This is a genomic window from Pseudomonas sp. WS 5146 (assembly GCF_012985495.1).
In the GTDB taxonomy this organism is placed as follows: Bacteria; Pseudomonadota; Gammaproteobacteria; order Pseudomonadales; family Pseudomonadaceae; genus Aquipseudomonas; species Aquipseudomonas edaphica.
Window position 1 is genome coordinate 283,615 of sequence record NZ_JAAQWL010000003.1, and the last position, 11,923, is coordinate 295,537.

General features: G+C 54.0%; 13 protein-coding genes. 11 read left to right on the top strand and 2 right to left on the bottom strand.

Annotated elements, in window-relative coordinates; translation table 11 throughout:
• Window positions 1-594: 594 nt before the first annotated feature.
• Together HBO41_RS10125 and HBO41_RS10130 are read right to left on the bottom strand one after the other, a co-directional pair.
• Window positions 595-1,281, bottom strand: coding sequence for a DUF1120 domain-containing protein (locus HBO41_RS10125; protein ID WP_169986043.1), 687 nt, complete (start codon window positions 1,279-1,281; stop codon window positions 595-597).
• Between the two features lie 168 nt (window positions 1,282-1,449).
• Window positions 1,450-2,163, bottom strand: a complete 714-nt coding sequence (locus tag HBO41_RS10130; protein ID WP_169986045.1) for a DUF1120 domain-containing protein — start codon at window positions 2,161-2,163, stop codon at window positions 1,450-1,452.
• 500 nt (window positions 2,164-2,663) lie between these two features.
• Here HBO41_RS10130 and HBO41_RS10135 point away from each other — a divergent pair, with 500 nt between their 5' ends.
• The 11 genes from HBO41_RS10135 to HBO41_RS10185 all read left to right on the top strand — a co-directional run bounded on the left by HBO41_RS10135 (window position 2,664) and on the right by HBO41_RS10185 (window position 11,911).
• Window positions 2,664-3,293 (top strand): response regulator transcription factor, encoded by a 630-nt coding sequence (locus HBO41_RS10135; protein WP_169986047.1) that lies wholly within the window; start codon window positions 2,664-2,666, stop codon window positions 3,291-3,293.
• A gap of 33 nt (window positions 3,294-3,326) precedes the next feature.
• The gene (locus tag HBO41_RS10140; protein WP_407073959.1) at window positions 3,327-3,545 is read left to right on the top strand and encodes a hypothetical protein; all 219 of its coding nucleotides are present in this window, start codon (window positions 3,327-3,329) and stop codon (window positions 3,543-3,545) included.
• A 325-nt stretch (window positions 3,546-3,870) separates the two neighbouring features.
• Window positions 3,871-4,425, top strand: a complete 555-nt coding sequence (locus HBO41_RS10145) for a hypothetical protein (RefSeq protein WP_169986049.1) — start codon at window positions 3,871-3,873, stop codon at window positions 4,423-4,425.
• Window positions 4,426-4,532: 107 nt separating this feature from the next.
• Window positions 4,533-5,534 (top strand): type VI secretion system protein TssA, encoded by a 1,002-nt coding sequence (gene tssA / locus HBO41_RS10150; protein ID WP_169986051.1) that lies wholly within the window; start codon window positions 4,533-4,535, stop codon window positions 5,532-5,534.
• Window positions 5,535-5,558: 24 nt separating this feature from the next.
• A complete protein-coding gene (gene tssB, locus HBO41_RS10155; protein ID WP_169986053.1) occupies window positions 5,559-6,080 on the top strand; it encodes a type VI secretion system contractile sheath small subunit in 522 nt (173 codons plus the stop codon).
• 37 nt (window positions 6,081-6,117) lie between these two features.
• Window positions 6,118-7,596: a type VI secretion system contractile sheath large subunit gene (gene tssC / locus HBO41_RS10160; RefSeq protein WP_169986055.1), complete on the top strand. Its 1,479-nt coding sequence runs from the start codon at window positions 6,118-6,120 to the stop codon at window positions 7,594-7,596.
• Window positions 7,597-7,661: 65 nt separating this feature from the next.
• A complete protein-coding gene (locus tag HBO41_RS10165) occupies window positions 7,662-8,135 on the top strand; it encodes a type VI secretion system tube protein Hcp (protein WP_169986057.1) in 474 nt (157 codons plus the stop codon).
• A gap of 51 nt (window positions 8,136-8,186) precedes the next feature.
• Window positions 8,187-8,660 carry a type VI secretion system baseplate subunit TssE gene (locus HBO41_RS10170; protein ID WP_169986059.1) on the top strand — a complete coding sequence of 158 codons (474 nt, stop codon included), beginning with the start codon at window positions 8,187-8,189 and terminating at the stop codon, window positions 8,658-8,660.
• On the top strand, window positions 8,653-10,530 hold the full coding sequence (tssF, locus tag HBO41_RS10175) for a type VI secretion system baseplate subunit TssF (protein WP_169986436.1): 1,878 nt from the start codon (window positions 8,653-8,655) through the stop codon (window positions 10,528-10,530). Before HBO41_RS10170 ends, tssF begins: the two co-directional genes overlap by 8 nt.
• Window positions 10,515-11,504 (top strand): type VI secretion system baseplate subunit TssG, encoded by a 990-nt coding sequence (tssG, locus tag HBO41_RS10180; RefSeq protein ID WP_169986061.1) that lies wholly within the window; start codon window positions 10,515-10,517, stop codon window positions 11,502-11,504. The genes tssF and tssG overlap by 16 nt, the downstream gene beginning before the upstream one ends.
• A gap of 17 nt (window positions 11,505-11,521) precedes the next feature.
• Window positions 11,522-11,911, top strand: coding sequence for a DUF4280 domain-containing protein (locus tag HBO41_RS10185; RefSeq protein WP_169986063.1), 390 nt, complete (start codon window positions 11,522-11,524; stop codon window positions 11,909-11,911).
• The last annotated feature ends 12 nt before the right edge of the window (window positions 11,912-11,923 follow it).

Below are 11,923 nucleotides of genomic sequence, written 5' to 3' on the forward strand. Positions count from 1 at the left end.
TAGTCCCTACGGTAGAAGTGACGCCGCAAATCATAACGAGCGGGTAGAAATAACCGGAGTGAATAGGTGTGAATTCACGGTTGTTGATGTTGTTGTGGGGGAGGCAGGTCCGTATGGGAACATGATGTCCAGTACATCACCGCGGCGCTTTATCTCGAGTCGGTTCGCCATCTCCTCGCGTGCGTTCGCTGGGGTCAATGACAAACGATCAAACAACAATGCCCAGGGTGATGGGATAAGCGCAGCGACATCCGTGGTTGAAGGTATAGCCATTCATTGATCCCTTCGTTAACACGTGCGTAATCGTTGGTTTCAGCTAGCGTTCAGATGCGGCTGAGCGGTAATTGGGAGATGTATGAGTTGACTATAACGGCGGGCGCCCGGATCTCAAGCGGTAGACGAATGAAAAGTCATGAGTGATCAATGAGAGTTCCAGTCATAATTAATAGTGGAACCCATGCTTTGAAAGAATAGGGGCAGAAAAGGCGCGTATAAGGCGGGGGAAGGGCAAGGGCCAAACAAAAAAATGCCCGCCATCAATCATTCAACTAATGGCGGGCAAAGGGGATGGTCGTTTAACGCAGTGCTATGAAATTACATGTACACCATTTTAAAGGTGGTTTCGCCGACGACATTCACGTCGCGACCAAGATCCAATTTTGAGGCAGGCAGGAACGACGCTTCAACATTGAAGACCGCTTCCATTTTTTCGGCATACACGTTGCCGTCACCGACCAGCATAATTGCCGGCTCTGTGCCTTCGTTGGTCTTGGTGGAAAAAATCTCGCCTGTTCTGCCAAGTTCAAAACCGCTCATACCGTGGTTCTGGGTGCTGCCGTCTTTATTCGATGTCGTGATTTTACCCAGGAAAAACACGTAGCTACCGAACAGTTTGGTTGGGTCGCTGGCATCCACCAAACCGAACTGATTGCGGGTAGGGTGAGGAAGGCCATCGCGTTTACTGTTGCGCAGGGTATCCAGGTAGGTGTCTTGAACGGTCATTTGGACCATCGTCTTGGCGTCGCAGGTAACCGCCACAGAAATCGCCTTGCGAGGCAGTTGGTAAATCTCGTGCAGTTTCAAGCTGCCAGGCTCAATACTGCCAAAGTCCAGCCCTGCGCCACTATTCAAGTCGAAATCACAAGTAGGTGCGTCGATCTTCGCCGTGACGGTCAGTGTCTTCTGATCTTTCCCTTTTACACCGTTGATGGCGTCTGCGTTGGCAACGATGGAAGTGCCCATGGCGGCAATGAGGGCGGAAATGGCAAAAACGTGTTTCATGGAAGGTGCTCCGGTCTATCAAAAGTTGGCACAGACTACTGAGAGTAAGTCTGATAAGCGGGGTGCGACGAATCCCAATCCTTTGCCAATTCGTTACAGGTACAGCATGAGTCAGATGACAATACAGGCGAGTGCCTTCAACACCGTCAGCTATCACATGCAGGGGCGTTACAGGTAAACCATTGAGAAGGTGGCATCGCCGATAATCTCAACGTCGTTACCTTCAGTGAACCAGGTTTTTTTCGGCAAAAAGTTAGGTTGGATAGTGAATCCGACATTCATCAACTTGCTGGCATAGCCGTTGGGGTTGTCGATGACTAACGTTTCTTGTTCGCCGCTGCCGCTATTGTCTTTGGTAGAAACAAATACGTTTGAGCGGCGGCCGCCTTGAATGTAGAGGTCATGACCTTCTTTGGTGGTGCCATTATCGGTTGTGGAGATTTTATTCTTCACAATGATATAGCTACCGATCAACGTGTCTGGGTTATTGGCATCAACCAAGCCAAATTGAGAATCAGGTCCATAATGACCAGGGAATAAGTCTTTATGCTTGTTGTCCTTGAGCAGGTTACTGGCGTAAGTGTCTTTTACCTGCAGCCTGACCAGAGTTTTGGCGTCGCACTCTACGGAAAACCCACCGGTAATCGAGCTGATGTTGCCTGCGGTCACCTGATCCATTTGTAGTTGGCTTGGGGCAATCGTGCCGAACTCAACTGCTTGCCCGCTATTCATTTCAAATTTGCAGGTCGGCGCGCCGATAGCGCCAGTGACGCTCAATACTTTGGAGCTTTGCCCTTTATCGCCGGTCAGATCCGCGGCGTTCGCTACGAATGAGGAACTCATAGCGAGGGTAAGGGCGGAAATCAAGAAAATAGGTTTCAACGGTATTGCTCCGGTGTGTCAGACATTGGCAAAGGCTTTAACAGGGCGTACCCAAATAAGCCTTATGTAAAGTGACGAATGCCAATCCGTTGCCGATCCGTTCTTGTGTACTGCATGCGCTGTACATGAGCGCAGAGTCATACTCCCCGTGTTCCGGTAGGCAGTGCTGACGAACAAAGGCTAAGTTAAAGTTCGCCAAACCCGGAGTGAATAGCTATGAATTCACGATTAATGATGATTTTCCCAGATGTGATCCAGGCTGAAAATGCCTGCGGTGTTCGTGCAGACATAGGGCTTGCGTGGTGTTGGGTGCCGATTCTGGCGAACCGTAAGAGGGCGCGCAGCGACGTCAGTGGGCGGTTAGTGTGGTGGTGGGTGGTGATAGGTTGTTAAGTTCTGCGGCGGATTAGTATTTTAGTTAAGTGATAGCGTCCGTGTGTGTAGGCTTGAGGGGTAAGAAGTTCCCATGTGGCTTACTAATCTGAAACGCTGAGGTAATGATGTTTAAAGTTGTCGTTATTGATGGGCAGCCGCTCGTACGGGCGGCTATTAAGGTTGTCTTGCGTCAGAATGATTTTGCCTGGGTGGCAGAGGCTGATAATGGTGCTGACGGCCTTGAGCTTGTGCATGAGCACAGTCCGGATTTGGTGATCTTGGATATCCATCTTTCCAGAGTCAGTGGGCTGGAGGTTATGGAAAAGATTTATAGCTTTGATAAAAACATCGAGATTCTGGTGCTGACATCCTATTCAGCGCGCCATTATTACAACCGATGCCGTGCGGCGCGGGCTTCGGCATTTTTGCCGAAAACATGCACTATCGAAGAGCTGGAAAGGACCGTCAACGTGTTGATGATGGGCGGAGCGTGCGTTCCTGATAGTGTTGATCGCCTCCCCGCAGCGGGTAGCAGCTTCGCCAATGAAGCCTTGCTTATCAATTCGCTGTCAAATCGTGAGTTAATGACATTTGAGCTGCTTATACGGGGTATGAGTAATAAAGAAATAGCGAGCTATTTGCAGCTCAGTAATAAGACGATCAGTACCTACAAAACGCGACTGCTGGAAAAGCTCAATGTGTTTTCTCTGGTTCATTTGTTCGAGTTCGCCAAGCGCAATGGCCTGGTTGGCTAGGATCTTTACGGACAGTGCATTGTAAACACTGAGGTGGCCCTGATTTCCCGTGCGCAAAGTGAGCCCGATAGTCTGCGGTTGCCGCTGTTCAGTTTATTAACGCTGATTCAAATGGCCGGCTTCGGCGTGGGGATGCTGGTGGTCGGGCCATTCTATTTGGCTTGGACGCCGGCTCAGGTGATTGTCTTGTTCCATGGTTTGCCCTTGACCGCGCTGGTCATCATGGCGATCTGGATGAAAAGACGCACATAGATGTGTGCTGGGTATAACAGCGATTTTGGCAGCGGTCATTAGCGGCCAGAATCGCTAACCGGTCGATTCTGAAAAAGTACACCCGCTCAAATTGAGCTTAATCACAGCTATTCACTTGCTGTTGTATCAGCTGCTTATGATGATTGAGGGAGGAAACGTAAACGCTATTGCTCTCGTTGCACCGCTGACAATTTAGATGTGTGGCCATACGGACGGTGTGCCACTTCAGTGAGCGGCAAGAGGGCAGCTGTACATGAAGGTCTAGGCGATGGAGTCTGCACAGGTAGAGGGGTTGCTCACGCGAAATTCTGATGTCGTGGGTTACATGCAAAAACCTTACGACAAATGCTTTGATTGCGCGGTTAAAGTCGCGAATATATTGCGCGCTAATAACGTCCGGCATCGCGTAGTAGGCATGTTGATCTGGAGCTCTTTTTCCCGGGCGACCGAGACGCACTTTGTTGTGTCGGTCTATGACCTGGATGACTCGCACAAGCGTGTTAATCGAGACGAGCCCTTTATTGTTGATCCGACTTCCGAGCAATTTCTAAACTGCGGGCCGCTGTTCAAATACTTTCATGAGTGGCGCTGTCAGTTGGTGGACGGTACGGAACTGGGGCGGAAGCTGGTCAAGCTAAAAGAATATGAAAATATCTGCCATGCTCGGCGCGATCTGGAAAGGTTTTATGGTTACCCGAGCGAGTTTGACGGCGGCTGTTTGACCACTCCCAGTTGGTACATGAAATATCGGAACGATACTGCATTGGCGGACGCTTTTGAAAATCCGAGCCTTCCAACACAGACGTTACTGGGTTCTCCGTTAGTGGGCTCGAAGGGCGTTATTCGCGATATGCTGGCGCGTCGAAGAACCCTTGGTTAATTGTCATTAGCGTCGACACTATTTAAATAGTGTGCTGAACGGCATCTTGTCAGCAAGTTGCATATCTTGTTCACGCGGTAAGTAAACACAGAGATCGCTCTGCACTCATGAATTATGTAGATGAATATATTGGCGCGCTCAGTAGCCGTTCCTGTGGCCGCGACCTTGAATATACGGCCGAATTTATCGCGCTGGAGCAGGCTGTACGCACCGCCGAAACTGTTGAATACGGCGAGCATGTGTATGTCGCGCAGGCTATCGATTGGCCGCATGTGGAGAGCCTGTGTCGAGGCCTGTATGAGCAGACGCTGGATCTGCGGGTCATGGTGCTTCTGACGCGTGCTTTGCTTGAGCGTTGTGGTTTGAATGGTTTTTTGGGCGGTTTGCGCCTGGTGGCCTGGTTGGTGCGACAACGCTGGGAAAGTGTGCACCCGCAGTTGGTGGCGGACGATCAGTTCGATCCATTGATTCGGATTAATACCCTGGCAGAGCTGGCGGTTCCGGCCACCGTGATTGCCCTGCTCAAGCGTCAGGTGCTGGCGAGGACGGAGGACGGGCAAGCGCTCTGCCTAGGGGATCTGGACGTTATATGCGGCACCGAAGGTGTGCAGCATGGCGAGCAGGTGGCGCTGTTGACCCGGTTGATCGAGCCTAACTGCTCAGCTGAATTAATGCGCAGCCTTGGGCTGATGAATGCCCTGCGTACTGTGCTTGATGAAATGACGGCGGATCTGGACGAAAAAACTGCTGTGCAGGGGATCTCTCCTTTTCTTGGGTTGAGCAAGTCGTTGCACAAATGGGCGCGGGTGATCGAGGACCGCTTACGTCTTGTGGTAACGAAACGGCCATCAGCACAGCCCCAGGAACGTTTGCCGAAGGCCCACAGCAACGAGCGCGTTGGTGGCAATTGTGATTCGCGCGAGGATGTGGTTCGCGCTTTGGATGCGATCTGCTCGTACTACCAACGGCATGAACCCTCGAGCCCGGTTCCCTTTTTGATTGCCAGGGTCCGTCGCGTTACCACCATGAGTTTCATCGATATTATCGAGGAACTGGCACCTAACTCTGTTACCGACTTGCGCCGTTTGGGCGGGCGCGTCGGTGATTAACTAACTTCTAGCAGGTTGAGTCGTATGTCGAGTAATAACAGCGGGCAAAAGTTTATTGGCCGTAACCGTGCGCCGCGCGTGCAAATTGAATATGAAGTTGAACTTTATGGCGCAGAAAAAACGGTAGCGATTCCGTTTATCAACGGTGTGTTCGCTGACTTGTCAGGGGCTAACCGCAGCCCGTTGCCGATTTTTTCAGAGCGTAAGTTTCTGGACATTGATATCGATAATTTTGATGACCGCATGGGGGCGATCAACCCTCAAGTAAAAATGACGGTGCCGAATAAACTCAGCGGTGAGGGCCAAATGGCGATCTCCCTGAGCATGAGCACGATGGAAGATTTTTCCCCAGGTGCTATCGCGCGCAATGTTGAGCCGCTGCGCGAGTTGCTTGAAGCGCGTAATCAATTGGCAAACTTGTTGACCTACATGGATGGCAAAAGCGGCGCCGAGCAATTGATGGCTCAATTGCTTGAAGACCCCGTGTTGATGGCCTCGTTATTGGCACAGAGCAATCCGCCCGCCGATTCGGCATTGGATGCTTGACGCGTACTTTCCATCTCTTCTTATACAGGTGCCCCCCATGTCAGGTGTTCTCCAGCAGTCCATTCCAGTCGTGGTTTCCAACAGTGAGTTTAATGACCTGTTGCAACGCGAATTCAAACCTCGCAGTGAACAAGCTCGGGGTCTGATTCAGACCGCCGTGCACACGCTGGCCAAGCACGCGTTGCGCAATACCCAGTTAATCGCCGATGACACCTTGAGTACCATTTCGGCGTTGATCGCCGAGATTGACCAAAAACTTGCCGAGCAGGTCAACGTGGTGTTGCATCACCCCGATTTTCAAGCCGTCGAGTCGGCCTGGCGGGGGCTTGAATACCTAGTGAGCAATACGGAAACCGACGAGCAATTGAAGATCAGATTCTTCAATGCCTCGAAGGCCGAAGTTGCTCATGAGTTGAAAAAATTCAAAGGTGCGGCATGGGACCAAAGCCCATTGTTCAAGAAGATCTATGAACATGAATACGGGCAATTCGGTGGTGAGCCATTTGGCGTGTTGATTGCCGATTACTATTTTGATCACAGCCCACCGGATATGGCGTTGCTCGCGTCCATGGCCAGGATTGCGGCGGCGGCCCATGCACCGTTGATCAGTGCGGCCATGCCGAGCGTGTTGATGATGGATTCCTGGCGTGAACTCGCCAACCCACGGGACCTGACGAAAATATTTCAAACGGCCGACTACGCCGCCTGGCGCAACTTGCGCACCAGCGAAGACTCGCGTTATGTCGGGCTGACAATGCCGAGGTTTCTTGGACGCATCCCTTACGGGGCTAAAACCGCCCCGGTAGACGAGTTCGCTTTCGAGGAAGTGACCGATGGGCAGGCTGACAACTATCTGTGGACCAACGCCGCTTACGCCATGGGCGTAAGTATTAACCGATCATTCAAAGAATATGGTTGGTGCTCACGTATTCGCGGGATTGAATCGGGTGGCGCGATCAGTGATTTGCCGCTGCACACCTACCCAACTGAAGACGGCGGTGTGGACATGACGTGCCCCACCGAAATCGCGATCAGCGATCGACGGGAGTTGGAGTTGGCAAAGAATGGTTTTATGCCGCTGGTGCATTGCAAAAATTCGACATTGGCGGCCTTTATCGGTGCGCAGTCGCTGCACCAGCCCCAGGAATACAGTGATCCCGACGCCACGGCCAACGCCAAGCTGTCTGCGCGCCTGCCTTATCTGTTTGCCACGTGCCGTTTCGCGCATTACCTCAAGTGCATCGTGCGCGACAAGATCGGCTCGTTCAAATCACGTGCTGACATGGAGACTTGGCTGAACAACTGGATTATCCGTTACGTCGAACGTAACCCAAGTACTGCGACAGATGCCGATAAGGCGCGCAAGCCACTGGCCAGTGCCGAGGTGGTGGTCGAGGACATTGAAGAAAACCCAGGGTTTTACCAGGCCAAGTTTTACTTGCGCCCGCATTACCAGTTGGAAGGCCTGACCGTCTCGCTACGCTTGGTCTCTCAACTGCCCTCCGTCAAGAACTGAGGCCGCCCGGTTTAGGGCTTGCGCCGTTATCCATCACACTATTTTTCTGAACCAGAAGGCTCATCATGATTGCACTTAAGTTTGAAACTGAAATTAAAGGCACTTGCACCGAAGCGAACCATAAGGGCGAGATTGTTATTGAATCTTACTCGTTTGGTTCTTCCCGTTACGTGGCCATTAACGATGGCGAGCGTCAAACCGGCGTCTCGAATATTTCCGAAATGAGCCTGACGAAATCCACCGACATTTCCTCCCCGGATCTGTTTTTGCAATCGACCAATGGCAAGTCGTTGGGTGTGGCCACCCTGACGGTGCTGCAAACCGGCGGCAGTACGGAAGACACCCAACCGTATTTGATTATTACCTTGAGTGATGCGCTGCTCACCAGCTATGTCATCGAAGGCTCCAAAAGTCGACCGACCGAACGCCTGCATTTGAGCTTCACCAAAATCAAGTTCAAGTACGTTGAATTTAACGGCAATACCAAGAATGGCGATGTTGAAAAGACCTACGATCTCTTGGCGAAAAAAGCCGGTTGATTGGGGTTGCCCGTTTTTGATAAGCGCTTATCGGTCTGTTGAGGTCTCTGCATGTCTATTGCCACGGCGTCACTGCTGGATCGTTTGATCAGCTCCACCGGTGCCTGTGGCAATGACCTGATGGCGCCTGCCGGCAGTGTTGAGCGCTTATGCCATGAGTTGGCACAGCTGTTCAATTCCACGGGGTTGGGCAGCCTATATGAACTGCACGGCCAGCCACGGGTTGCTCGTTCGGTCCTCAACTGCGGTCTCGGTAACTTTGCCGGTGTGCTGTTATCCAGCGTTGACCTAAAAGAATTGGAAGTGCGTATCCGTAACTTGATTCGGGACTTTGAGCCCCGGGTGCTCAGCCACAATCTGCAGGTACAGCTGTTGCCAGGTTCTGGTAGTCATAGTCACTTCACGTTTTTGTTACATGGCGAAATACGTCATCGCGCCTCACCGTGGTCGTTTCGGTTGCACGCTTCGTGGAATACCGAGAGCGGCGAAGTGAGCGTCCAGCCGTATGGCAAGCATCATGGATGACCGGTTGTTACGCCTGTATGAGCGCGAACTGAGCTTTTTGCGCGAGGCGGGCAGTGAGTTTGCCAAGGATTACCCGAAGGTTGCCGGCGCTTTGGGGTTGGATCATGACGAGGTCACGGACCCATCGGTGGAGCGTTTGCTGGAAGGCCTGAGCTTTCTCACCGCGCGCGTGCAGCTGCAAATGGAGGCTGAGTTTCCAACGTTCACACAGAACCTGTTGGCCTTGATCCAGCCTCATTTTTTGCTACCAGTGCCCTCGATGGCGGTGGTCCAGTTTACTCCCGATTTGCAAGAAGGCACCTTGGCGTCGGGTTATACCCTGCCCAGCAATACGGCCTTGCGCTCAAGTGTGGATCGCGAGGGACAGGCTCCTCGTTGCGAGTTCAGAAGCCTTGCGCCGGTCACGCTATGGCCGATCCGGCTGGAGTCTGTCGACTACCTTCCCAGCTCCAGATTGCTCAAAGGCTTGCCGCCGGCATTGGCTGGCCAAGCCGTCTCGGCGCTGCGCTTGCGTGTGCGCACGACCTCGGGGTTACGTTTCGAGCAATTGGCGCTTGAGGCGTTGACATTGTTTTTGCCGGGTGCCGATTCGTTGCCGATGCTTTTACAGGAGGCGTTGCTGGCACATGCCTGTGGCGTGATCGTGCGACCTGCCGGGAGCGATGCGCCAGGGGGACATTTGATCGAGCCGCACCAGATAACGCAAACCTATCGGGAGCCGCGCCAGGAAGGGCAGCAAATGCCTGCATCGATGAGCGGCTCGGCGTTTGCCCAACTGCGGCAGTTTTTGGCGTTCGCGCCTGCGCAACGCTTTGTGACAGTGGGTGGGTTAACGTCGGCGGTACGTGCCTGCCGCACTGATCAGCTGGAGCTTGTGGTGCTGTTTCGACCACTCACCTTACCGCTCCCGGCACGTTTGGATGTCAGCAGCTTTGCGTTGTTCTGTGCGCCGGCGATCAACCTGTTTACCAAGCATACCGATCGCATTGCGTACGACCCGCACCGTCAAGAGTTGCCGGTCGTTGTCGACAAATCCAATCGTCTGGCCCACGAGGTGCTGGACGTTCTGTCGGTGCAGGGTTATTGCGCCGGGTCCAGGGAGCGCCTGGTGTTTTTGCCGCTCTATGCGCCGCAGGCGCTGGCGGGGAGTGGTCAGCGGGCGGCGGGGTTTTATCAGTTGCATCGCAGCCTGAGTCGCAGGTCCGACCGGGCGCTGGGCCGCCCGTCCAACTATCAGGGCAGCGATGTGAGCCTTTCGTTGGTTGTTACCTCGCTCCCTGAAGACGAGAGTGACCTGCAGCAACTGGCGATGAAAGTCCGCTGCTCCAATCGTGATTTGCCATTGAGCATTCCACTGGGGCAGGGCAACACGGATTTTGCACTGGATGTGAGTGCGCCAGTGTTGTCCGTGCGCTGTGTCGCCGGCCCCTCCAGACCGGTGCCCGCGCCCCTGCAGGGCGAGCGGCAGTGGCAAGCGGTACGTCATCTTTCGCGCAATTTTCTGCCGCTGGCCGAGGGGGATGGCAAGGCCGGTGCGCGGGCTTTGTGCGATCTGCTGTCGTTATACATCGCCGACGATAGTGTGAGCAGCAAGCTGTTGCAGGCTATCCATTCGCTGCGTGCCCAAGTGATCACGCGACGCCTTCCGGGGCCGGGCCCTGTGACGTTCGGCCGTGGGTTAAAGCTGATGCTGACGCTGGACGACAGCGCTTGTGAGAGCACCGGGACTTATGCGTTCGGCTCGGTACTGGAGGCGTTCTTTGCCCATTACTCAGCACTTAATTCGTTCACCGAAACCGAGCTGCACAGTGTGACCCGCGGTCATATCAAGACCTGGCGGGCGAGGGGAACTCAATGCATGACCTTGTGACTCGCTTGCCAGCTCTGAGCAAGTGGCCATGGCGCTATGAGTTTTTCAGTGCCATGCGCTCTATTGAGTCGGCCTACCCGCAGATGCCGCGTTGGGGGACTGCGGACCATCTGCGCGACGACCCTGTGCGCCTGGCGCAGCAAGTATCCCTGGCGTTTCAGCCAGCGATGATTGCCGGTTGGCGCCTGCGTGAGGGGCAGGCGGCCTGCCTGCTGGTCAACTTCTTCGGTTTGACGGGTGTGAACGGCCCCATGCCGTTGCATTTCAGCGAAAGGCTGCTGTCGTTACAGGTCAATCATAACGATCCTGCTGCTGCGCACTTTCTGGACGTCTTTCATCATCGATTATTGAGCCTGCTCTACCGCAGCTGGGCCATGGCTCGCCCGGTTGTGTCGGCTGATCGGCCAGCACAAGACCGCTTCTGCGACTACGTATCGGCCTTTTCACCGGGACAGATGAGCGCATTGCCAGGGGCCGCAAGTTATTACGCCAGCCAGATGGTTGACCAGCGGCGCAATGCTCGCGGCCTGCTCGCGATGGTCAGCGACTTTTTGCACATGCCGGTTAGCGTGCAAACCTTGGTCGGCCGGCGGGCTGCGTTGGAGCCTGGGCAGCGCCTTAGTCTCGGGCGCCGACATGAGTCCAGCCAATTAGGCGTCGCGACGCTATTGGGCCGGCATGCCTGGAATGTTCAACACAGTTTTACGCTGCAACTGGGACCGTTGTCGTGGTGCGATTACCAGCGATTGCTACCTGCCGCAGAGTTCCTCTTGCCGCTTTATCAGTTGGTCGAGCGTTATGTCGGCCCGATTTTTCAATGGAGTCTTGAACTGCAGCTCGACCCTGCGCAGGTCGTGCACTTGCGCCTCGGAAACCGGTTACCCCTGGGCCAGGCAACCTGGCTGGCGGCTGCCGGTGATCCGCGCAGGCATCGGTATTGGCGCTTCACTCCGGCGCGATTTTTCAGTGATTGATTCAGGAGAAAGGGCATATGCCGGCACAAGTTGTCATGGGGGCTTCATTGCGTTGTTCATTCGGCAATGCACAAGCCAAGTTGCTCGTACTGCCCATCAATCGGGTGCTTGTCGAAGGCCAATTGGCGGCAACAATCATGGATCACTTACCGATGGCAAATATTCCCCCGTTTGGAATGTGCAGTTCCATCGCCAACCCTCAAGTCGCGGCCGCGACTTCGGCGGCCATGGGGGCATTGACGCCGATGCCGTGTTTGCCCGTGACGGTCACGCCCTGGATTCCCGACGTAACAAAAACCCTGATCGGCAAGCTCCCGGCTTTGGGCAGCACCGCAACCTGTTCCTGTACCTGGGCAGGCCTGATTCAGGTGGCAAATCCAGGCACCCAAAAAACACTGATTTCATGATGAAGCGAGTTG

Bases quoted from the DNA above. Each gene is read 5' to 3' on its own strand.
- HBO41_RS10125 (WP_169986043.1), bottom strand. From the start codon at position 1,281: ATGAAACACGTTTTTGCCATTTCCGCCCTCATTGCCGCCATGGGCACT.
- HBO41_RS10135 (WP_169986047.1), top strand. From the start codon at position 2,664: ATGTTTAAAGTTGTCGTTATTGATGGGCAGCCGCTCGTACGGGCGGCT.
- HBO41_RS10145 (WP_169986049.1), top strand. From the start codon at position 3,871: ATGCAAAAACCTTACGACAAATGCTTTGATTGCGCGGTTAAAGTCGCG.
- tssA (WP_169986051.1), top strand. From the start codon at position 4,533: ATGAATTATGTAGATGAATATATTGGCGCGCTCAGTAGCCGTTCCTGT.
- tssB (WP_169986053.1), top strand. From the start codon at position 5,559: ATGTCGAGTAATAACAGCGGGCAAAAGTTTATTGGCCGTAACCGTGCG.
- tssC (WP_169986055.1), top strand. From the start codon at position 6,118: ATGTCAGGTGTTCTCCAGCAGTCCATTCCAGTCGTGGTTTCCAACAGT.
- HBO41_RS10165 (WP_169986057.1), top strand. From the start codon at position 7,662: ATGATTGCACTTAAGTTTGAAACTGAAATTAAAGGCACTTGCACCGAA.
- HBO41_RS10170 (WP_169986059.1), top strand. From the start codon at position 8,187: ATGTCTATTGCCACGGCGTCACTGCTGGATCGTTTGATCAGCTCCACC.
- tssF (WP_169986436.1), top strand. From the start codon at position 8,653: ATGGATGACCGGTTGTTACGCCTGTATGAGCGCGAACTGAGCTTTTTG.
- tssG (WP_169986061.1), top strand. From the start codon at position 10,515: ATGCATGACCTTGTGACTCGCTTGCCAGCTCTGAGCAAGTGGCCATGG.
- HBO41_RS10185 (WP_169986063.1), top strand. From the start codon at position 11,522: ATGCCGGCACAAGTTGTCATGGGGGCTTCATTGCGTTGTTCATTCGGC.